We start from the raw sequence: 20,031 nt of genomic DNA, 5'->3' as shown, positions 1-20,031 counted from the left end.
GCGGCCTGGCGGAGCCAGCTCCGCGGTGGCACTTGGATGGCTTGCTCCGCAGCCTTTTGGCGCCTGGCGGCGCGTTGAGGTAACTCTGCTGGTTAGGTCAGTGGGTGCACGCGTATGGAGTGCCCTCTGCGGTCTAGGGATTCAGCTCCACCGTGGCGTGCGATTGGCTGGCTGCGTAGCCTTGTGGGCTTTTGGCTTCATTCGGCCTTTTTTTGGGGCTCGGAATGCCTCCTTGCAATAAATAGCTGACATGGCATCCATTGATTCCAATAGCGTGCGGCAATACCTTGTTGGTTTGCAGCAACGCATTACCAGTAGCCTTGAGGCGGTGGATGGCGAGGCGCGGTTTCTGACGGACGCTTGGTCTAAGGAGCCTGGGGAGCCGTTGCAGGGCGACGGAATTACTCAGATTCTGGAGGGTGGGGCGGTGTTTGAGCGGGCTGGGTGCGGTTTTTCGCATGTCAAAGGCCCGCGCTTGCCGCCTTCGGCCACTCAGCACCGGCCGGAACTTGCCGGCGCGCCGTTTGAGGCCATGGGCGTATCTTTGGTGTTTCATCCGCGCAACCCCTATGTGCCCACGGTGCATATGAACGTCCGCATGATTGCGGCCGGCCATCCGGGGCAAGAACCGGTGTGCTGGTTCGGTGGGGGCATGGACCTCACGCCCTACTATGGCTTCGAGGAAGATGCGGTGCACTTCCATCAGGTATGCCATGACGCCCTGGCGCCGTTTGGTGAAGACAAATATCCTCGCTTCAAGCAGTGGTGCGATGAGTATTTTTTCAACAAGCACCGCGGCGAACCGCGCGGCATCGGTGGCGTATTTTTTGACGATTTTGCTGAGGGCGGCGCCGACAACGGCTTTGCGCTGATCCGCTCCGTGGGCGATTCATTCCTGAAGGCCTATCTTCCCATCGTGGAGAGGCGTCAGTCCATGCCCTGGGGGGAGCGCGAACGTGAGCATCAGTTGTATCGCCGTGGCCGCTACGTTGAATTCAACCTGGTGTGGGACCGAGGCACGCACTTTGGCTTGCAATCGGGTGGGCGCACGGAGTCCATCTTGCTCTCCATGCCACCTTTGGTGCGGTGGGCCTACCAGCATGAGCCCGAGCCAGGATCACCGGAGGCCAGGTTGACAGAGTTCTTTCTCGCACCCAGGAGTTGGCTGTGAGTGCGCCGCGCCGTCGCATTGGCATGTTTGGCGGGGCATTTGACCCCCCTCACAACGGGCATGTGGCACTGGCCCGCATTGCGGTGGAGCAGCTGCGCCTGGACGAATTGCATATTTTCCCCACCGGTCACGCGTGGCACAAAGCCCGGGCGCTGAGCGACGGTCCGTTGCGTGTGGCCATGTCCGAACTGGCCTTTGCGGGGGTGCCCAGGGTCGTTCTAGACACCCGGGAGGTGCACCGCGCAGGTCCCACTTACACTGTGGACACCCTGCGCGAATTGCGCCAGCAATCGCCAGATGCACAGCTTTTACTGATAATTGGCGCAGATCAGGCAGAAACGTTGCATACTTGGAAGGACAGCGCAGATATTGCGCGGCTGGCCATTTTGAGCATTGCGGCGCGTGCACGCCCCGTATCGGATGCACCGCCCGCCGACATTTCCAACCTGCCGCCGGGCTTCTACCAGCCTATTAACTTGCCACCGATTGTCGTCAGTTCGACTGAAATCCGGGCCCGCGTAGCGGCTGGCCTGCCTATCGAACATCTGGTACCGCCAGCAGTAGCGCGGTATATTGCCGAACATCACCTTTACCAGCTGCCTCCGAGCCCTTGATGAGCGAAACTGCCCAAAAGAAAGATATCCAAAAACTCCAGCGTGCCATTGTGGACGGTCTGGAAAACGTCAAAGCACAAGATATTCGCGTGTTCAACACCGAGCATCTGTCGCCGCTGTTCGAGCGTGTGCTGGTGGCCACTGGTACCTCCAACCGACAAACCAAGGCGATTGCGGCAAGTGTGCGAGACAAGGTGCGCGATGCGGGTTTCCCTAAACCCCGCATTGAGGGCGAAGAAAACGGTGAATGGATCATTGTGGACTGCGGTGCTGCTGTGGCTCACGTTCTGCAACCAGCGATCCGTCAGTACTACAACCTGGAAGAAATCTGGGGTGACAAACCAGTACGGCTGAAAGGTCCTGCCGCAGGTGGCAAGGCAGCAGCCAGGAAAGCGGCAGAGCCTGCGCAAGAGGCCAAGTCGGCCCCTGCCAAGAGAGCTGCCGCAAAATCCCCTGCAGCCAAGGCCGCGCCTGCTAAATCGGCCGCTGCCAAAGCGCCGGCCAAGAAGGCGGCTGGCAAGTCGCCTGCAGCCAAAGCGCCCGCTGCCAAAGCACCTGCGGTCAAAACCGCTGCCAAAGCAGTGGTGGTGAACGCACCTGCCAAAAAAGCAGCCAAGGCGGCGGCGCCTGCGGCCAAGAAGGCTCCTGCCAAGAAAGCCCCTGCCAAGAAAGCCACTTCGGTCAGAAAAGCTGGCTAAAGAGCCGAGCGTCGGCTCATGAAAATCATCATCGTGGCGGTGGGTCAGCGGGTACCCGCATGGGCCCAGCAGGCCTGGGATGACTACGCCAAGCGCTTTCCGCCTGAAATCCGTGTTGAACTCAAGGCTATCAAGACTGAGCCTCGCGCGGGTGGGAAGACGGTGGAGCAACTCTATGCTGCTGAACGCACTCGCATAGAGGCTGCTATTCCGCGTGGCACCCGCATGGTGGTGCTGGATGAGCGGGGCACTGCCTTGACTACCACCGCGCTGGCAGACCAACTGAAGCAATGGCAACTGGGTGGCGGAGATGTCGCACTCATCATAGGCGGCCCGGATGGCCTTGACCCTGCGTTGCGCGCTGCGGCCCACCAGCGCATTCGCCTGTCTGATCTGACCTTGCCTCACGCCATGGTGCGCGTGCTGCTGATTGAGCAGCTATACCGCGCATGGTCGGTCAATGCCGGGCATCCCTATCACCGGGAATAATCGGGCATGCCTGATTTCATTTACCTGGCTTCCCAGAGCCCGCGTCGCCGCCAATTGCTGGAGCAGATGGGTGTTCGCCATGCGCTTTTGCTTCCTGGAGACGACGAGGATGCGGAGAGCCTGGAGGCCGTACTCCCCGGAGAATCTCCTCGCGCCTATGTGCGGCGAGTGACCTCCCTCAAGCTTGAAGCGGCAGTCAAGCGCCTCCAGGCTCGCGCGTTGCCACCTGCGCCTGTGATGTGTTCGGACACCACGGTCGCCCTCGGGCGCACCATCTACGGAAAACCCGCGGATGATGTCGATGCTGCGCGTATGTTGGGGCAACTGTCCGGCACCACTCACCGCGTGCTGACTTGCGTCAGCCTTTGGAATGAAGGCCATGAAAAGCAGGCTCTGAGTGAATCACGCGTGCGCTTTTCTGCCATGACCCAAGCGCAACTGCAGGGCTACATCGCCAGTGGGGAACCCATGGGCAAAGCCGGCGCGTACGCCGTGCAAGGGCGGGCGGCGGAGTACATAGAGCATATCAGCGGCAGCTACACAGGCATCATGGGTTTGCCACTCTATGAAACCATGCAGCTCTTGCGCTCGGCTGGTTTGCCTGCATAGCCGCAGCTGGTAAACAAGTTTGGTGTGGTGTTCCGAACGCCGGACGAAATAGGGGTGAGAATGGTGTGTGCTGCCCCATAGATACCTGCCAAAATGAAATCGATGCGTTCGTGCGCAGGGCAAGGCGTAAAACGCAGTGATACCGGCTGGTATCGCGAGGATTTACAACGCCGCCATGGGTGCGAAGGCGCGATTTAATTGGCTGGTATTTATGGGACAGCACACTAGTATGCATCAAGACATTCTCATCAACTGGTCACCGCAAGAAACGCGTGTGGCTATCGTCGAACATGGCGCGGTTCAGGAATTGCACGTGGAGCGTGCCCTGGAGCGTGGCCTGGTCGGCAATGTGTATTTGGGCAAGGTGGCGCGGGTGCTTCCTGGCATGCAATCCGCGTTCATTGATATAGGCCTGGAGCGCGCGGCCTTTCTTCATGTGGCTGACGTGTGGCAGCGGCCTATGGCAGGTGAGAGCTTGCCCGCCCACCGCACGGCCAGCACGCCGCCCAAACCGATTGAAAAACAGGTTTTCGAAGGCCAGACCCTAATGGTTCAGGTCATCAAGGACCCCATTGGCACCAAAGGCGCTCGCTTATCCACCCAGATCAGTATTGCGGGCCGCATGCTGGTGTTCTTGCCTCAAGACGAACACATTGGAATCTCGCAAAAAATCCCCGCCGGTCAGCGGGACGCACTGCGTAGCCGCGTGCAGGCACTGGCAGGGGAGAGTGCCCCCGGGCAGAGCAGAGGTGGCTACATACTGCGCACCAACGCAGAAGACGCAACGGACTCCGAACTTGCAGAGGACATAGCGTACTTGCGCAAAACCTGGACGCGCATCCGGGAAGCATCATTGAAATTGCCACCTACCAGCCTGCTGCATGAAGACCTCAGTCTGCTGCAACGCGTGCTTCGAGATCTGGTCAACGAAGAGACGCAATCCATCCGGCTGGATTCACAAGAACAATTCAAACAACTGGCCGCGTTTGGCCAGGAATTTATGCCCGCCGCCGCGGAGCGGCTGTCGCTCTACAAAGGTGAGCGGCCTATTTTTGACCTGTATTCCGTGGACGACGAGATCGCCAAGGCGCTGGGCCGACGTGTAGACCTTAAATCAGGTGGCTATCTGGTCATAGATCAGACCGAAGCCTTGACCACCATAGATGTCAACACCGGTGCATTCGTAGGTGCACGCAATTTTGATGACACCGTGTTCAAGACCAACCTGGAAGCCGCGCAAGCCATTGCGCGACAACTGAGGCTGCGCAACCTTGGCGGCATTGTCATTGTGGACTTCATCGACATGACCCTGGCTGAGCACCAGCAGGCAGTGGTTGCAGAGTTCAAGAAGCAACTGGCGCGTGACCGCGTCAAAACACAGACAGGCGGTTTTTCTGCGCTGGGACTGTTGGAGATGACGCGCAAGCGTACCCGCGAATCCCTGGCCCAGATGCTGTGCGAACCCTGCGTGCAATGCCAGGGCGCTGGCCGGGTCCGCACGGCCCGTACCGTGGCCTACGATATCCTGCGCGAGATCCTGCGTGAAGCGCGGCAGTTCAATCCTAAGGAGTTTCGCGTGGTGGCTGCCTCAGCCGTGGTGGATATGTTACTGGATGAAGAAAGCCAGCATCTGGCTGGCTTGTCTGACTTCATCGGTAAGCCGATCTCGCTCAGAGCAGAGTCGGCTATGGGGCCCGATCAGTACGATATTGTCTTGCTTTGAGAGCGTGAAGGCTATTGCGGTTTCGGCAGACTTCACCATTCAACATGCGTCAAGTATTCCGCAATGACTGTATAAAAATCGCTACCCCGACCAGCTTCTGGATTGCTATTAATTTGTGAGCAAAAAGTCATTGGTCGAGCACTCAAGGCGAAGGCTCCTGCGCCCCCGCCTCGATTTTCAAGGTGTGAAGTGGCGAACGCACCTGGCCCTGACTGTCATCATCTTCAAGATGTCAGCTATAAAGCCACTAGAAAAAATCTTCACTTCGGCATAATTGGGATTCACCGGCGACTCCGAGGATGACCAATACATGTCGCTGGAGAAGCCGCCGACAGCGGCCCTGTTGTCATACAGCGCTGCCAACTGGTTCTTAGCTGGAAGAAACCAGTCGCTATAACAGGAATTACCAGGCTGACAGGGCGTGTTCCCCAGGGAATCAACCTCAAATGCGCTGCACAATCCAGCGGCAGAAGCTTGGGGGATGGAGCCACCAGGGGCTGCTACGATGGCAGCGGTGTTGCCTGCGCCATTGCTTGCGCTTTGTGCGCTGGGTCCTATGGGCGTCAGACTGCTAAACCAGGCCACTCCAGCGCTGATATCTTGATTGGCTGCAATCAAGTTATTCAGCCCGCCGCCTAGTGCTGCAATCACGCCGCCCTCTCTGATTTGCCCCACGGCTGGTGGAAGATAGTTAAAGCTTTCGACGGCTGACGCCGTCCCGCCCTGCGTAGTTACCACCACGTCTACGACACCCGCCGCGTGCGCAGGCGTGATCAAAGTGATGGTGGTCGCGGTGACCGTTGAAACAGTGGCAGCTATGCCGCCAAAAGTGATGCCGGTGGCTGAAGCCAATCCAGAGCCCGTCAGAGTGACCGAGGTGCCGCCCGATGTGGGTCCAGAATTCGGAAGAATTTGAGTCAACGTGGGGGCGGCCAGAAATGTATAGGCAGAAGGAACATGTGCTATGCCGCCCGGCGCGGTCACCGTCACGTCCACCGTGCCGGCTAGGTGTGCAGGAGTCACAGCAGTGATAGTGGTGGCGCTGGTCACGACGAACTGGGACGCAGCTACTCCACCAAACCTAACTTCCGTGGCCCCGGTCAGGCCGTTTCCCGTCAGAGTGACCGAGGTGCCGCCCGATGTGGGTCCGGAACTCGGGAGAGTTTGAGTCACCGTGGGGGCGCCCAGGAATGCATAGGCAGAAGAAAGTTGCGCTGTGCCGCCCGGCGTAGTCACCGTCACGTCGACCAGGCCGTCCAGGTGCGCAGGAGTCACTGCAGAGATGGTTGTTGCGCTGCTCACGAAGAACTGCGAAGCAGGTATGCCGCCAAAGGTAACCTCCGTCGCACCGGTCAGGCCGCTTCCTGTCAGAGTGACCACGGTGCCGCCCGATGTGGTTCCAACATTCGGGCTGACTTGAGTTAACGTGAGCGCAGGCAGGAACGTATAGCTTTGTAAGGCTTGTACTGGCCCGCTCGCTGTGAGCACCTCAACATCTACAACACCCGCAGGGTGGGCAGGCGTGATTGCAGTAATGGTCGTCGGGTTGATCACGGTCACCAATGTCGCCGCAATACCGCCAAAGGTGACGCCAGTGGTCGTAGACAGTCCGGTGCCCGTCAACGTGACCAGGGTTCCCCCGGCTGTGCTGCCCGAACTCGGGCTGAGAGCCGTCAGCGTGGCAACTGGTTCAGGTGCAAGCGCACGGCATATGGCTTCCACATCGATGCGGCAGACGGCGCTGCTGGCCAGCGTGGCCCCCGCAGTGCACGCTGGATGCGGCGACGGCACGGGTGTTCCGGCGGGCAACAACGTGTTGGCTGGGTTGGTGGCAAAACACTCGGCCAGGTTGGGTGGATCGATCGCTTCAATCTTCAGCGCAACGCCGGAGGCGTTGCTGAAGTCCGCCGGCTGAAAACCCGTGAAGCCCCCAGCTGTGATGGGGACGACGCCAATGGAAAGTGTCTCTCCCGAAGAATCGGTGAACGCGTTGAGTACTTGCGCCATCAGCCCCGAGCTATGTCCTGCCAAACCGGCGAGCGCGCCCACTAGAACGAGCGACGCCACACGCTGCGCGACATGGCTGCGCCGCAGGGACCACCATCCAGCGAACGCAAGCAGTAGAAACAGGCCTGCAAGTGCCAGCGGGTTGTCCACGGGGACGGCTGTCACAGCGGGAGCTGCGGCATCCAGCGGACGGGTGGTTATCGTTTGAGCCGATGCGGTGGTGGAAAGCCAGAGCGCGAGAAGCGCCAACTTGCCGGTGCTAATAGATTTAACGGTCATCAGTCACATCGTCAAGGAGTTGATGGGTGCAGTTGCTGACGCAAATTATCACAATTTGGCGCGCGCTTGTGAAAAAGAGAGTCGGTGGAAAGTTCGCTTTTTCGTCACCGCGGGGGGAAGCTGCCCGAATAGTGGATCTGGTTTACCGCTAGAACTAAATGTCCCCCTATATTCCGCTGTCCGTTGCAATCGTGGCTGAGGTTGTTGCCACGACGGCCATGAAGTCGTCCGAAGGGTTTACGCGTCTCTGGCCAAGCGTTTTGGTGGCCGCCGGGTATATGGCCGCGTTTTACTTTCTGTCCTTGACGCTCAAAAGCATACCGACCGGCACCGCGTACGCGATCTGGGCAGGCGCGGGCATAGTGCTCGTGGCATTGTTAGGTTGGGTTAGTGCGCAAACAAAGCCTTGACGTTGCCGCTATAGCCGGCATGGGCTTGATTGTCTCCGGCGTGCTGGTCATCAATCTCTTTTCCAAAAGTGCTGCGCACTGAAAAGGTATGAACGGCTTCAACCCGCCCAACTACCGCGTAGGGTAGTAGAGGCGGGTGGGGTGGCCAGCTCAACTCAGGGTGAAGTGCCAGCCTCCACATTGGACATCAAGGCTTCAGATCGATCTTGCCGGCAAGTTGCTTGAAGTACTGAAAGTTCTTTTCTGCAAAGGTGTGGAACTCAGGGCCATCCAGGTAGGCAAAACCAAGATTCGCTTTGTCCAGCCCGGCCTGAAACTCCGGATCGGCCATGGCTTTGCGTGTGGCATCGCGCAGCACGGTCACCACCGCGTCCGGGGTGTTCTTTGGCACGGTCAAGCCGCGCCAAGTGCCGATCGCCAGAGGAATCTGCTTTTCCGTCAGCGTAGGGATGTTCTCAAAGCCCTTCACGCGTTTCTCGGACATCACGGCCAACACGCGAAACTTTCCACTTGCCACGTGTGCAGATACTTCGGCGGGACTGACCGCCACTGCATTGATGTGTCCGCCCAGCAGTGCCGTCACGGCGGGATTGGCTCCCTGGAAGGGAATATGGCTGAACTTCAAACCGGTCATGTCCTCAAGTGCAGCGGCAGCAAAGTGATAAATCGAGCCCACGCCCACGTTGCCGATGGAAATCTGGCCGGGACGCTTCTTCGCATCCGCAAGAAACTCTTCTACAGTTTTCCACGGTGCATCTGAGCGCACGGTGATGGCAGCAGGGTCTTCGTTGATGCGGGCGACGTACTTGAAGTCGTTAGCCGTCCAATTCGCTTCGCCCAGGCTCGGCAGAATGGCCCACGCCGCGATGATCATGGCCACTCTGTAACCGTCCGGAGGTGCTGTCACCACGCTGCGCATGCCGATAGCGCCAGCGGCGCCGGGACGGTTGACTATGACCATGGATTGCGGCAACTGCTTGCGAGCAGCGTCCGCGAACAAACGCGCCAATACGTCTGTACCGCCCGCTGGTGAAGTCGGAACGACCAGTTCAATGGGACGGTCCGGGTAGGCGTTGGCGTGAACGGCTGGGGTCAGACCGATGGCCAGTGCCAACATGCCGATCTGGCCGATGCGGCGAAGAAATCGTGAAGAAACGCGCGGGATCATGTTTTTGTCTCCTGGTGGTTATTCATGGGTTCTCCTTCCCTTGCGGTGGAGAAGGAGTGCTACCAAGCTTGTGGGCTTTGCCAACATTCACTGGTATTCGACTACTCAGGCTGAAACTGCAGCTTTTTCAATGGATACGATTGCAAGAACAATAATGTATACGTTAATGAATTTTTGGACTATGGTGTTATTACGGATCAGCGCAACAAACCGCGTGCCGCTAGATTGCGAAATAAATGGCTGGCAGAGAAGGTCCACGGCGCGCACTGATCCGAGGTGAGCATGCGATTGACCAGACGCCCCAGCTTCGGCGTAGACACGGTGACGCGATCATTGACCTTGTGGGTGAAGCCCTGGCCTGGGGCATCGCGATCCTGCGTGGGAGCAAACATCGTGCCTAGAAACAGCACCAGACCATCCGGGTATTGATGGTGAGGTCCGATGGCTTGTTTCACCAGGTCCTCAGGATCACGGCTGATCTTGGAAAGCGATGAACCGCCCTCCAGTCGAAACTTGTCTTCCCCCTCGATGATCAGTTCTATGTGCATGCCGCGCACATCGTCCAGCCCGAAGCTCCTATCGAACAGACGAAGAAACGGCCCGAGTGCGCAAGACGCGTTGTTGTCCTTGGCCTTGCCCAGCAGCAGGGCGGATCGCCCCTCCACGTCGCGCAAATTGACATCGTTGCCCAACATCGCACCAACGATACGGCCGCTGGAACTGACCGCCAGCGCGACCTCCGGCTCGGGATTGTTCCAGGTCGACATGGGGTGCAGCCCGGCATCCATTCCTGCTCCCACAGAGGACATCGGCTGGGACTTGGTAAAGATCTCGGCATCTGGCCCAATTCCCACTTCCAGGTATTGACTCCAGGCCCCCTGATTGATCAGAACGTCCTTGAGCTTCATGGCCTCGGGTGAGCCAGGTTTGAGCCGGGATAGATCATCGCCCACCAGGCTGACCACCTCAACCCGAATGGCGGCCGCAGCATCCGGGTTGCCCCGCGCGCGTTCTTCGATCACGCGTTCCAGCATGGACGCCGCAAAGGTGACACCTGCCGCCTTGAGCGCCTGCAAATCTACCGGAGCGAGCAACCACGGCTTGGTGTCATCGCGGTCTGCGGTCGGGGTGTTGTCGAGAATCTCCTGCAGCGATGCAATGCGAGGTCCTTTTGCTGAAGCCGCTTTCGCTGCCGGGTCAGGCGTTTCGCAAAGATCGCGTACGGTGGGGAAGACCTCACTGATGTCGTACACATCATGACCGCGGACCACGGCAACTGCCGGGCCTCTGGCTTGCGGTAGCCATACACGAGCGATCAGCGTGGCATCCGCTGCGTCTTCGGGAAGAATCTGCGCTGCGTTCAGCGCGGGTTTGATGGAAACAACAGACATCGATTTCTTTCTGTAATCGGATAAAACGAAGCTCAAGCTGTCGCCGCGACATGCCCCCGGACGACGGCATTGGGGGCCACCCCTTCACGCTTCCATGCCACGACATTGACGGCAAATTTATGGCGTAGATCCAGCACTGATTCCGTCGAGTAAAACGCGGCATGAGGCGTCACAATGGCGCGCGGATGGTGAAGAATGGGGTGATCGGGTGCAGGTGGCTCGACCGGCAACACATCCAGTCCCACCCCGCGAAGCCGTCCGCTGTCCAATGCCGCAAGCACGGCGTCCAGATCGGTCAGTCCACCCCTCGACGTGTTGACCAGGTAGGCTCCACGCTCGGGAATACAGGACAAAAGTTGCTGGTTCACGATATGACGTGTATCAGCATTCAAAGGCAGGTGCAGGCTGATTGCATTGGCTTTCTGAAACACTTCTTCCAGCGAGCACTTTTCAACGCCTGCGGGCCATTTGTCGTCAGGTAGAAATGGGTCGAAAGCCGCCACATGCTTGAAGAACGGCCTGCACAATTCCATCGTGAAGCGACCCAGGCGCCCTAACCCCACAATGCCCAACGTCATGTCGGCAATACGGTCGATGCGCCCTGTCTGCGCGAAATTCCAGACGCCGCTTCGCACCTGGCGATCGTGGAAGGTGATGTGCCTCAGCAGCGAAAACAGCAGAGAAATGGCGTGCGTTGGGACCTCGTCATAGCCATAGTCCGGCACGTTGGAAACCCACACGCCGTGTTCGAGGGCGGCATCGGTGTCGATGCTGTCCACGCCAATGCCGTGGCGGCTGATCATGCGCACGCTGGGGCACGCAGCGAAGACTGCAGCGGTGACAGGCGCGTAGGTGACTAACAGTGCGTCCATTCCCTGCGCGCAAGCGATAACGTCGGCCTCGGTCTTGCAGTGGCCAACCGTCACTTCAAAACCCGCTGCTTCCAGCAATTTCCGTTCGATGTCGGGATCAGCCATCTCCGTATCGGTAATGAGTGCTCTCACGCTGGGTCACTCCGGTAGGAGTTGGCGAACTTCGAATGGTGTTCGGATTTCATAGTGGCCGTCGGACAAATCATCGTGGTCTCCTTCTTGGTGTGTTCAGGAAAATTCTGAGTTGCGTTGTGAATGGGAACTCTGTTTTCAACTGGCAAGCCAGCCGCCGTCGACGCGGATCTCTGCGCCAGTGACATAGTCAGAAGCAGTGGAGGCGAAGAACACTGCAGCACCCGCGAGGTCCTGGGGGTCACCCAGCCGGTTCATGGGAATGCGCGACATGACCCAACGGTGCTTTTCCTCATCCGCCAGCAGATCGCCGGTCAACTTGGTGTGAAAGTAGCCCGGAATGATGGTGTTGACGTTGATGCCCGATGTGGCCCACTCGGCCGCCAGCGTGCGTGCGAGTCCTGCCACGCCGCTCTTGGCTGCAGCGTAGGGTGCAATGCCACGAAATCCGATGTGCGAGGTGAGTGAGCCGACGAAGATGATCTTGGCGGCTGCCTGTTCGGCCATGGCGTGCCGTGCGGTGGCCTGCGCCAAAAGAAATGCCGTGCGGAGGTGGATGTCTGTGACCCGATCCCAATCGTCTGCCGTGATGTCAATGGCATTTTTGCGCACCTGCATGCCCGCAGCGTGCAGCAGCACGTCAAGCCGGCCGGCTTTGGCCACAACGTCCCTGACCACTTGTTCGTGCGCACCATCCTGCATCAGGTCAACGATCACATAGCTGGCAATGCCGCCTTGTGCGCGGATCGCGGCAACGGCCGCTTCCAATTCATGGGTGCTGCGGCCAGCAAGGACCACATGGGCGCCAGCTTGCGCGAGGCCTGCGGCCATGGCTTCACCCAGACCACGGCCACCGCCGGTGACGAGTGCCACTCGTCCTTTCAAATCGAAGAGGGTCATATTGACTTGCGCAGTTTAAAAATTCGGATGGCGTTTCCACCAAGTACATCAGCGCGATCCGCGGCGGACAGGTCCGCGCAGAGCGCATGAATTCCATTCCAGACGGTGCTGTAGTCCGCGGCGAGATGACACACCGGCCAGTTGCTGGCTGCCATGACACGCGCCGGGCCGAAAGCCTGCAATACCGTATGCACGTACGGGCGTAGCTGCTCCACAGACCATGTCCAGCCCATGAGCACATCCAGACCAACTGACAGCTTGATCGACACATTGGGGAGCGCCGCTGCACGCGTAATGCGCTCTGACCATTCAACCGAATCGGCTTGTCCTACCGGGGGCCTTGCCAGATGATCCAGCACCACTGACATGTGCGGATAACGTGCGGCGATGTCCAGCACCGCATCGAACTGCACTGCATTGATCGGCACGATGTCAAACACCAGTCCGCGCCGAGCGATTTCACCGATCGATGCGATGACGCCGTCGCGCAGCAACCAGTTGAGGTCTGGCTCGAAATTGATCAGATGGCGAATGCCCACCAGCAATTCGCCGTGCTCCATCTTGTCCAGATGCTGTGCGGTGACATCGGCATCGCCCAGCGGAACCCAGCCGACCACACCAAGAATGTGGGGCACCTTCGCCGCAATGGCCAGGAACTCCTTGGTCTCGTCATAATCGTTCAGCGACTGAATGAGTAACGCCGCATGCACTCCGGCTTTCTTCATTGCGGCCTGAAAGTCCTCGGGTGTGAAGCTGCGGTGCAGCGTGTCGCCCGCCGCAGCGGGCCAGCGGTGACTGCGTTTGCCCAGCCACCAATAGTGGTGGTGGACGTCGATGACGCGATGGGGCGTGCTAGACATTGCAGTTTTTTCGCTTGGTTGTCGTTTGCTAGGCAAGCTGTTTTCAGCGTCTTCGCCCGCGGGCGTGTGTCACGCCCGGCGGAGCGAAGGTTGGGAGCCTTGGTTGGACCTGTGCTTCAGTGGGTTTGTTTGTCGAGTACGGTCTTGCCGTCTTCACTGAGCCACACGGTCTTGGCTGCGTCGGTGTTGGGAACACCGACATAGCAGAAGATCAGAGAGGCTTCTTCTGTTTCCGAGGCGTTGGAAATGACATGGATCGCACCGCTGGGTACGTATACAAAGTCGCCTGCTTCCATGACAACCTCTTTGCGGTCGCTGCCGTCATGGCGCGCATACCAGCAATGGATTTTTCCGTAGAGGATGTACCAGACCACGTCATTGACGGAGTGGTAGTGAGTGGCATTGGCCTTGGCCCCTGGCACAAGAACGGTACGTCCCATGGTGGCGTTGGGGTTGTCAATGGTTTTGTCACTGATACCGAAGCCGATGCGCAGCGGCGGCTCATAGGTTGTGTCGGTGGAAATACCGCCAGCACGAATGACGGTCAGATGTTGTTTGTCGTAGGGGGCCATTGCTTTTCTCCAGGTTGCAGGTTTACGGTTTGTGTTGCGGCAAGATGCCAATGGGGTGCAGTAAAAGGCTCTGTCACGTGCCGAGCGTGAAACTCAGAGATCCGGGGCGCTCTGAAATGAAGCTGTGCCAAATCGACAAGGCGCAACTGTCCACACGAGGTTTCATCGTTTTTTCTCTTGTGGCGGCGAGGTGCCCGCCGGTCAGGGGGAAATCAGGCTATGAATGGAGGGCACTTACCATCAGCGGCCCTCCCAGTTGGCGCGTCGCTTATCTACAAATGCAGCGACACCGGCATGAAAGTCCTGGCTGCCATAGCAGCGCGCAATCAGGTCATCGTCCTTGCCCGCATCTTCCTCATGAGCTAGCCGGCGCAGACTTTCCTTGCCTGCCCACATGCTGAGCGGCGCGTGTTCGGCAATACGCTTGGTGAGTTCCTCTACGCGCGCATCAAGCTGATCGGCCACGATGAGTTCACTGACAAAACCGCACTCCAAGGCTTCTTGCGCGCCTATCATGTCGGCGAGCATCAGCATGCGTTTGACGCGCGCAGCGCCCAAACCTGCTGCCAGACGTGCGTAATTGCGGTTGGAGAGGCAATTGCCGAGTGTTCTGGCAATGGGCATTCCAAAACGCGAATCCGGTGTGGCTACGCGCAGGTCACAAACACCAGCGATAGCGAGGCCACCTCCGATAGCCCAGCCCTGCACGACGGCAATGGTCGGCATGCGCAGGGTCTCTACCGCAGCGATGTACTTCTCGCCCTGGGCTTCATACTGCAAGCCTTGTTCCGGCGTCTTGAAGTCGAGAAATTGCGCGATGTCTGTGCCTGCGATGAAAGCTTGCTCCCCGGCGCCTCTGAGCACCGCGCAACGCACGGACTCATCTGCATTCAGCGTTTGGCAGTGGGCATGGAGCTGCTCGTACATGTCCCATGTGAGTGCATTGCGAGCCTCGGGCCGATCAAACAGCAGGTGCGCCGTGGTGCCGGTTCTGGTGAGCGTAACGCGGCCGCTGGTCATGACGCCACCCCCGCATTCGCTGGGGTAGCCAAGGCATCATGTTGAAATCCGAGCTCGGCCAGTATTTCCTGCGTATGCTGGCCCAGCAGTGGTGGTGGGTAGCGCAGCTGTTGAGGGGTATCGCTCATTTTGATGGGAAAGCCAAGCGAGCGAATCGTGCCTTCTCCTGGATGCGCCATCTCCATGGTCATCTTGCGCTCGATGGCATGGTCACTTGCGAGTGCTTGCGCAAAATCATTGACAGGGCCGGCAGGAATGCCAACTTTGAGCAGCTCTTCAACCCAGAAGGATGCGGGCTTCGTCTGGAACACAGGCTCCAGCTCTGCAATCAGTTCGAGCCTATGCTTCAGGCGCGTGGCGTTATTGGCATAACGGGGGTCATCGAGCATCTCGGGTTTGCCGATCAGTTGACACAGTGCAGTCCACAATTTCTGGTTTGCCGCGCCTATGACGAAATAGGCGTCCTGAGCTTTCACCGCTTGATAGGGGGCGCTCATGCGGTTGGCCGTGCCCAATGGCTTGGGCGTGACGCCTGTTCCCCAGAGCTCTGTGGTTTCCCAGATGGACAAGGTCAGTGCGGTTTCAAACAAAGAGGCATCCACGTGCTGTCCTACGCCTGTTGAAAGTCGCCCTATGTAGGCGGAAAGAATGCCGTACATAGCCATCATGCCGGAGCCCAGGTCCGCAATGGAGACGCCGCACTTCACAGGCTCCGCACCCGGCAGGCCGGTGGCACTCAGCACTCCCGACATGGCCTGGGCTATGAGATCAAACCCGGGCCGCTGCGACCACGGACCAGTCTGGCCGAAGCCCGAAATGCTGGCGTAGATCAGCCGTGGATTGATCTTCTGCAAGGTGGGGTAGTCGATGGCCAGGCGCTGCGTGACCCCGGGCCTATTGTTTTCGACCATGATGTCCGCGGACTCCACCAGCTTGTAGAAAACCTCGCGCCCTTCCTCGCTTTTGAGGTCGATTTCAATACTGCGCTTGTTGCGGTTCAGTGCGAAGAAGCCTGGGCTGTCTTCTGTTTTGAGCCGAAAGCCCATGGCCTTGCGAGTCTGATCCCCCACTCCCGGTGGCTCCACCTTGATGACGTCTGCCCCCATGTCGCCCAGCAGCATGCAGCAGAAGGGTCCGGCCATAACCTGGCTGACGTCGAGAACGCGAATACCTTGGAGTGGCAGCGGGGAGGGTGGGTTGGTCATCGTTTTGTGGGGTTAAGGGCTCGCTGGCCTATAGGCGATTCAAGCCAAAGTCTTCGATCAACTTCATCATTCCTTTGGCTGCCGTCTCACGATGCGACCGGTAGAGGTCGCGCGCTTTGGCTGCGTCGCCGGCCAGAATGGCTTCTACGATTTCGCGGTGCTCGCGTGTGGACTGCACCGGTTTGGCGCGCAGTCGAAGTGTGAACATCCGCGCGCGGTGAGATTGCTCCCAAACGCCTGACACCATGGTGGCCAGGCGACGGTTGCCGCAGAGGCCTATCAATGAGGAGTGAAAACGTGCATCTGCAGTTGCCCAGCGAGGCAGGTCGTCGTCTTCGAGCGCTTGCTCCATCGCTTCGCACGCTTCGATCAGCGGGGCGATTTCTTCTTTGGAGGGGCGACGAAGTGTCAGCATCTCAGTTGCGGCGGGCTCCAGTGCGATCAGCACTTCATAAATTTCGCGCATGTCATCTGGTGACATGGGCAGCACCCGAATGCCGTGGCGGGGCACCACTTCCAGCAAGCCTTCTTGCGACAAGCGGGTGAGCGCATCCCGCACCGGGGTGCGCGACAGACCGAGTTGATCGGCCAATGTTTGCTCCAGCACCTGCGCGCCTGGCGCCAGTTCGTTATCGAGGATCAGCTGTTTGATGCGGCTATAGGCCACGAACGTCGACGTCTCGCGCTGCTTCTCATCTGCAGCGGGGGCTGCAGATTTGGCAGTGGAGGTGAGCGCGCGCGCCTTGGCTGTCTTCATGGTTGCCATGATAGTTTATTCCGTATCCGTGTCAATATACATTTACGTATCCATTGTTGAATTTGTTATGAATTCAAACTTCGGATGCTCGTTTCGTATTCTGAAGGCAATTCGTTGAGAGCCCATTGGCTTCAAGCCCCACAAGACAAATCCGGCGGTCAAGTCTGGAGCCGCCTTTCAGCGAGCTGATCCGCTCAGAGCAAATGTGAAAAGCGGTTGTTCACGACCGGCCTACGGGTTGCAATGATTTGAGGCCGCGCATCTAGGGAATGCTCAGAACACCTGGAGCGCACTGGCCATCAGGTCATGAGAGCCGGTCTCAACGACCGAGTTGTGGCCCACAATGACTCTGGTAAAAGGCCACTCGAGCAGCCGCTTTGCACTTCGGGCAGCAGCTTGCTTGTCGCGGACCAGCGCTCGCACAGTACGCGGCACGGCCAGTTGGTGGCGTACGCCGGAAAGGAGGGCATACGCTGTGGCTCTCCATGGGAGAGGATCTTGCCAACATTGGACCAAGTCGGTCACGATGAGCGTGGCAGATGGCCTGTGAAACCAGATCGATTCCTTACCCGCAGGAAAACCCTCGAACGCCATATGCTCCAAATCTGGCAACCATGGAGCGTGCTCTGCCGCAGGCAGGTCTTTCAGCGAAACCAGGTCGGGGCGTTTCTTGCGGAGACCGTTCGGGCCGTACACCTCAGCAGCAGGATAGGCTTTGGCCAGTGGCCCCAAAAACAGGTGATGCATCAGGTTGGGCGCCACGATAAAGGCTACCGATCCCAACGCGTCCATTTGAGCCCGCATTTCGCCAGTCAGGGGTATGGGCGAATGCACCAGTAGTTTGCGATCCGGCAGACACACCACGGTCATGCGTGAGGTGATGGGAACTCCGTAAGCTACGAAGTGATGGACCGCATGCCAGATGTTCTTGTCAATGGGTTCGAGCATGGTCCCATCTTGCCAGCTTGAACGTGCTTTAACGGGTCACATCATCTTTTTAATCACCGCCCCTTTGAATAGAACGGGGCCGGTAGGGCCAGTCTCACTGGGCACTCCCCCCTTGGGCTCCAGGCTGATGGCCAAGCTGGGCACACCACTTACATCGCTTTCTCCGGTGGTCAGGCGAATTAGCTTGTCGTTGCCGAGCACACCAAGTGATTTGGGGTTGCCTGTAGGAGACAGGGCCCAGAGCTGAAGGGATTTGTCGGGCGTTTCTTGGTAGTTACCTACGCGTTGCAAAGTGAGTTTCTTGCTCGTGGGGTCGAAGGTCACAAGCATGGATGCTGCGGATTTATCGTCTGACAGAACGGCCACATATTCAATGGAAGGTGCGGTTCTTAACTTGGCAATTTCACTGCCCATTTCTTGACGCAGATTCAGACCAACCACTACAGCAGCCACGGTGGCGACGGCACCTACTGCACTAGCCACTCGCCACAAGGTCAGGCTGCGCAGCCAGCCACCCAGTCCCTCGCCGGAGGCCCCGGTTTGTGCCAAACCTTGTTTCGTGTCAGCCTGGGTGGCTTGCTCTACATCGGCGCGAACCAGATTGTCGATACGGGTCCACACGGCGGGTGCAGGTTGGACGCTGGTTTGTAGTTCGTTGAGGCTGGACATTCGGCTTTGCCAGACGAGAGCTGCTGCGCGTACGGCAGCCTGCTCACGTGCGATGGTTTCAAAACGGCGGCGTGCTGGGCCGCGCAGCGTGCCCAGGGCATAGCTGGCGGCCAGACGCTCCAACAATTCGGGATGCTGGTGAATCTTCATGAATGGCCTCTACGCGAAACGAGCCATGCACAGGCGCAGTTGATCCAGGCCTCGGCGGATCCAGGTTTTAACCGTGCCAAGGGGAAGCTGCGTATGGGCCGCGAGTTCACTGTGGCTCAAGTCGCGCATATAAGCCAGTTTGACCAGCTCGCATTGCTTGCTCTCCATGCGGCTCAGGCATTGATTCAAGGCCCAGGCTTGCTCGCTGGCCTCTGCGATGTCCATGGGCGTAGGGTCATCGGTTTGCAGGGTGTCAGCCAGATCTGCGTCTAACTCCTGCGTGAGGTGAGAGCGCGCCGCAACGCGCCGACGCATCAGATCCAGAGAACGACTGCGTACGATCAGGCCCATCCATGCCATGGGTGGGCTGAGCGATGCACTGTATTCCGGGGCCATGCGCCAGATGGTCAGGAAAGCGTCCTGCAGCGCATCTTCTGCAGATTCACGGTGACTGAGCACGCGAAGTGCCAAGCCATACAGCTTGCCTGCGCAGGCGTCGTACAGAGACTTAAGGGCCGCCTCGTCTTTCAGCGCGACGCGCTGAAGCAGAGCGATGAGCTTGGCGTCGGAGTATTCAGCGTTCATAAGTTCATTGTGTTCCGAACCTTGTACGCCTGAAACCAGACAATGGATTCAACTTTTTTTACTTCTTTTCTGAATCTGGTTACCCTGGGGTGAGTATTTGAGGTGAGCGCCTCAGCGATCTGGACAACGAAGGACATCAGGCTTGGTTAACCGACCCTGAGAAACTGGTGCCTGGCCAAGTCATGAATGACGGCTGGACGAAGCGCAGGACAGGCAAATACATGGCGGCCTATCTGACGACGCTGTCCTTGCACCCTCGCAAATAGCAAAGGGCTGCATAGGCTTGACCCCTCGCCTGGGTAGTCGACTCAGAACGTTCTGAGTATTTTCTGGAAGACTGAGTCGAGCGCTTAACCCGCAATGACCTTGGCTTGGTAGCCCTTACCGCTTTTGATCACTTCAAGCAGCCTGTCGATATTGGGATGGTTGCCCGGATTCTTGCGGGCGTCATCAGTATGTTCTGCAAACAGGCTCAGTCCTTCTTCTGCTGCCGCCACGTTGATGCTCCCGTGTTTGGCCACCAGCGCCGCATACACCGCCAGAGAGCCGGCCTTGCCCGGCAGGTTGGGAATTGTTGCGGCCACTTGGCCGGCATCGTCCAGCAGTTCGATGGCGGAGATTTGGGCTACGGAAGGCAGGGTACGCAGGTTGTCGGCGAAAGCCATGAGAATTCTTGGGAATTGGTTGAACAAGTGTGCGTATCGTAGCCGGAGCGCGTGACGTTTCCGTTTGACCCCGCGTCCGCTACGGGAACACTTGCGGCCGGGCTTGGGTTTGTCAACGCGATGGCACGGTCGTCAGA

20 protein-coding genes and 1 pseudogene are annotated in these 20,031 nt (G+C 58.6%); 7 read left to right on the top strand and 14 right to left on the bottom strand.

What is annotated here, in order from left to right:
* The first annotated feature begins 250 nt into the window (after positions 1 to 250).
* The 6 genes from hemF (at position 251) to rng (ending at position 5,304) form a co-directional block, all read left to right on the top strand.
* The gene (gene hemF, locus ABIE13_RS04215) at positions 251 to 1,171 is read left to right on the top strand and encodes an oxygen-dependent coproporphyrinogen oxidase (RefSeq protein WP_354441436.1); all 921 of its coding nucleotides are present in this window, start codon (positions 251 to 253) and stop codon (positions 1,169 to 1,171) included.
* Positions 1,168 to 1,785, top strand: coding sequence for a nicotinate-nucleotide adenylyltransferase (gene nadD, locus ABIE13_RS04210; protein ID WP_354441435.1), 618 nt, complete (start codon positions 1,168 to 1,170; stop codon positions 1,783 to 1,785). Before hemF ends, nadD begins: the two co-directional genes overlap by 4 nt.
* A complete protein-coding gene (gene rsfS / locus ABIE13_RS04205) occupies positions 1,785 to 2,483 on the top strand; it encodes a ribosome silencing factor (RefSeq protein ID WP_354441433.1) in 699 nt (232 codons plus the stop codon). The genes nadD and rsfS overlap by 1 nt, the downstream gene beginning before the upstream one ends.
* An 18-nt stretch (positions 2,484 to 2,501) precedes the next feature.
* Positions 2,502 to 2,972 carry a 23S rRNA (pseudouridine(1915)-N(3))-methyltransferase RlmH gene (gene rlmH / locus ABIE13_RS04200; protein ID WP_354441431.1) on the top strand — a complete coding sequence of 157 codons (471 nt, stop codon included), beginning with the start codon at positions 2,502 to 2,504 and terminating at the stop codon, positions 2,970 to 2,972.
* Positions 2,973 to 2,978: 6 nt separating this feature from the next.
* Positions 2,979 to 3,581, top strand: coding sequence for a Maf family protein (locus ABIE13_RS04195; protein WP_354441429.1), 603 nt, complete (start codon positions 2,979 to 2,981; stop codon positions 3,579 to 3,581).
* A gap of 229 nt (positions 3,582 to 3,810) precedes the next feature.
* Positions 3,811 to 5,304: a ribonuclease G gene (gene rng / locus ABIE13_RS04190; RefSeq protein WP_354441427.1), complete on the top strand. Its 1,494-nt coding sequence runs from the start codon at positions 3,811 to 3,813 to the stop codon at positions 5,302 to 5,304.
* A 177-nt stretch (positions 5,305 to 5,481) separates the two neighbouring features.
* On the opposite strand, the gene ABIE13_RS04185 is transcribed toward rng, so the two are convergent.
* Positions 5,482 to 7,590 carry a midcut-by-XrtH protein gene (locus tag ABIE13_RS04185; RefSeq protein ID WP_354441426.1) on the bottom strand — a complete coding sequence of 703 codons (2,109 nt, stop codon included), beginning with the start codon at positions 7,588 to 7,590 and terminating at the stop codon, positions 5,482 to 5,484.
* A 158-nt stretch (positions 7,591 to 7,748) separates the two neighbouring features.
* On the opposite strand from ABIE13_RS04185, the pseudogene ABIE13_RS04180 reads away from it, so the two are divergent.
* Positions 7,749 to 8,082, top strand: a pseudogene (locus tag ABIE13_RS04180) (SMR family transporter).
* A 105-nt stretch (positions 8,083 to 8,187) separates the two neighbouring features.
* On the opposite strand, the gene ABIE13_RS04175 reads toward ABIE13_RS04180, so the two are convergent.
* The 13 genes from ABIE13_RS04175 to ABIE13_RS04115 all read right to left on the bottom strand — a co-directional run bounded on the left by ABIE13_RS04175 (position 8,188) and on the right by ABIE13_RS04115 (position 19,894).
* On the bottom strand, positions 8,188 to 9,168 hold the full coding sequence (locus ABIE13_RS04175) for a tripartite tricarboxylate transporter substrate binding protein (RefSeq protein ID WP_354441424.1): 981 nt from the start codon (positions 9,166 to 9,168) through the stop codon (positions 8,188 to 8,190).
* A gap of 197 nt (positions 9,169 to 9,365) precedes the next feature.
* Positions 9,366 to 10,559, bottom strand: coding sequence for a fumarylacetoacetate hydrolase family protein (locus tag ABIE13_RS04170; protein WP_354441423.1), 1,194 nt, complete (start codon positions 10,557 to 10,559; stop codon positions 9,366 to 9,368).
* Between the two features lie 32 nt (positions 10,560 to 10,591).
* On the bottom strand, positions 10,592 to 11,563 hold the full coding sequence (locus ABIE13_RS04165) for a C-terminal binding protein (RefSeq protein WP_354441422.1): 972 nt from the start codon (positions 11,561 to 11,563) through the stop codon (positions 10,592 to 10,594).
* Between the two features lie 138 nt (positions 11,564 to 11,701).
* Complete coding sequence (locus ABIE13_RS04160) at positions 11,702 to 12,463, bottom strand: SDR family oxidoreductase (protein ID WP_354441421.1); 762 nt, start codon at positions 12,461 to 12,463, stop codon at positions 11,702 to 11,704.
* Positions 12,460 to 13,323, bottom strand: coding sequence for an amidohydrolase family protein (locus ABIE13_RS04155; protein WP_354441420.1), 864 nt, complete (start codon positions 13,321 to 13,323; stop codon positions 12,460 to 12,462). Before ABIE13_RS04155 ends, ABIE13_RS04160 begins: the two co-directional genes overlap by 4 nt.
* 116 nt (positions 13,324 to 13,439) lie before the next feature.
* Entirely contained in the window at positions 13,440 to 13,895 is a 456-nt protein-coding gene (locus tag ABIE13_RS04150; protein ID WP_354441418.1) for a cupin domain-containing protein, read from the bottom strand.
* A gap of 240 nt (positions 13,896 to 14,135) precedes the next feature.
* Positions 14,136 to 14,915 carry an enoyl-CoA hydratase/isomerase family protein gene (locus ABIE13_RS04145; protein WP_354441416.1) on the bottom strand — a complete coding sequence of 260 codons (780 nt, stop codon included), beginning with the start codon at positions 14,913 to 14,915 and terminating at the stop codon, positions 14,136 to 14,138.
* The gene (locus tag ABIE13_RS04140) at positions 14,912 to 16,120 is read right to left on the bottom strand and encodes a CaiB/BaiF CoA transferase family protein (protein ID WP_354441414.1); all 1,209 of its coding nucleotides are present in this window, start codon (positions 16,118 to 16,120) and stop codon (positions 14,912 to 14,914) included. Before ABIE13_RS04140 ends, ABIE13_RS04145 begins: the two co-directional genes overlap by 4 nt.
* 28 nt (positions 16,121 to 16,148) lie before the next feature.
* Positions 16,149 to 16,886: a GntR family transcriptional regulator gene (locus ABIE13_RS04135; protein WP_354441412.1), complete on the bottom strand. Its 738-nt coding sequence runs from the start codon at positions 16,884 to 16,886 to the stop codon at positions 16,149 to 16,151.
* A 264-nt stretch (positions 16,887 to 17,150) separates the two neighbouring features.
* Positions 17,151 to 17,825: a DUF4336 domain-containing protein gene (locus tag ABIE13_RS04130; protein ID WP_354441410.1), complete on the bottom strand. Its 675-nt coding sequence runs from the start codon at positions 17,823 to 17,825 to the stop codon at positions 17,151 to 17,153.
* A gap of 36 nt (positions 17,826 to 17,861) precedes the next feature.
* Entirely contained in the window at positions 17,862 to 18,644 is a 783-nt protein-coding gene (locus ABIE13_RS04125; RefSeq protein WP_354441409.1) for an anti-sigma factor, read from the bottom strand.
* A gap of 9 nt (positions 18,645 to 18,653) precedes the next feature.
* Positions 18,654 to 19,229, bottom strand: a complete 576-nt coding sequence (locus ABIE13_RS04120; RefSeq protein ID WP_354441407.1) for a sigma-70 family RNA polymerase sigma factor — start codon at positions 19,227 to 19,229, stop codon at positions 18,654 to 18,656.
* 350 nt (positions 19,230 to 19,579) lie between these two features.
* Entirely contained in the window at positions 19,580 to 19,894 is a 315-nt protein-coding gene (locus ABIE13_RS04115; RefSeq protein WP_354441406.1) for a DUF2322 family protein, read from the bottom strand.
* Between the last annotated feature and the right edge of the window lie 137 nt (positions 19,895 to 20,031).

It is taken from the genome of Ottowia thiooxydans, from assembly GCF_040548795.1.
In the GTDB taxonomy this organism is placed as follows: Bacteria; Pseudomonadota; Gammaproteobacteria; order Burkholderiales; family Burkholderiaceae_C; genus Ottowia; species Ottowia thiooxydans_A.
This window is presented reverse-complemented; position numbering and strand designations above follow the sequence as displayed.

What these genes read in the sequence shown, in the direction of transcription:
- rsfS (WP_354441433.1), top strand. Translation starts at nt 1,785, where the DNA reads ATGAGCGAAACTGCCCAAAAGAAAGATATCCAAAAACTCCAGCGTGCC.
- ABIE13_RS04135 (WP_354441412.1), bottom strand. Translation starts at nt 16,886, where the DNA reads ATGGCAACCATGAAGACAGCCAAGGCGCGCGCGCTCACCTCCACTGCC.
- ABIE13_RS04175 (WP_354441424.1), bottom strand. Translation starts at nt 9,168, where the DNA reads ATGATCCCGCGCGTTTCTTCACGATTTCTTCGCCGCATCGGCCAGATC.
- ABIE13_RS04125 (WP_354441409.1), bottom strand. Translation starts at nt 18,644, where the DNA reads ATGAAGATTCACCAGCATCCCGAATTGTTGGAGCGTCTGGCCGCCAGC.
- ABIE13_RS04185 (WP_354441426.1), bottom strand. Translation starts at nt 7,590, where the DNA reads ATGACCGTTAAATCTATTAGCACCGGCAAGTTGGCGCTTCTCGCGCTC.
- ABIE13_RS04160 (WP_354441421.1), bottom strand. Translation starts at nt 12,463, where the DNA reads ATGACCCTCTTCGATTTGAAAGGACGAGTGGCACTCGTCACCGGCGGT.
- ABIE13_RS04130 (WP_354441410.1), bottom strand. Translation starts at nt 17,825, where the DNA reads ATGCTCGAACCCATTGACAAGAACATCTGGCATGCGGTCCATCACTTC.
- hemF (WP_354441436.1), top strand. Translation starts at nt 251, where the DNA reads ATGGCATCCATTGATTCCAATAGCGTGCGGCAATACCTTGTTGGTTTG.
- ABIE13_RS04195 (WP_354441429.1), top strand. Translation starts at nt 2,979, where the DNA reads ATGCCTGATTTCATTTACCTGGCTTCCCAGAGCCCGCGTCGCCGCCAA.
- rng (WP_354441427.1), top strand. Translation starts at nt 3,811, where the DNA reads ATGCATCAAGACATTCTCATCAACTGGTCACCGCAAGAAACGCGTGTG.
- ABIE13_RS04150 (WP_354441418.1), bottom strand. Translation starts at nt 13,895, where the DNA reads ATGGCCCCCTACGACAAACAACATCTGACCGTCATTCGTGCTGGCGGT.
- ABIE13_RS04155 (WP_354441420.1), bottom strand. Translation starts at nt 13,323, where the DNA reads ATGTCTAGCACGCCCCATCGCGTCATCGACGTCCACCACCACTATTGG.
- ABIE13_RS04170 (WP_354441423.1), bottom strand. Translation starts at nt 10,559, where the DNA reads ATGTCTGTTGTTTCCATCAAACCCGCGCTGAACGCAGCGCAGATTCTT.
- ABIE13_RS04145 (WP_354441416.1), bottom strand. Translation starts at nt 14,915, where the DNA reads ATGACCAGCGGCCGCGTTACGCTCACCAGAACCGGCACCACGGCGCAC.
- ABIE13_RS04120 (WP_354441407.1), bottom strand. Translation starts at nt 19,229, where the DNA reads ATGAACGCTGAATACTCCGACGCCAAGCTCATCGCTCTGCTTCAGCGC.
- rlmH (WP_354441431.1), top strand. Translation starts at nt 2,502, where the DNA reads ATGAAAATCATCATCGTGGCGGTGGGTCAGCGGGTACCCGCATGGGCC.
- ABIE13_RS04140 (WP_354441414.1), bottom strand. Translation starts at nt 16,120, where the DNA reads ATGACCAACCCACCCTCCCCGCTGCCACTCCAAGGTATTCGCGTTCTC.
- ABIE13_RS04115 (WP_354441406.1), bottom strand. Translation starts at nt 19,894, where the DNA reads ATGGCTTTCGCCGACAACCTGCGTACCCTGCCTTCCGTAGCCCAAATC.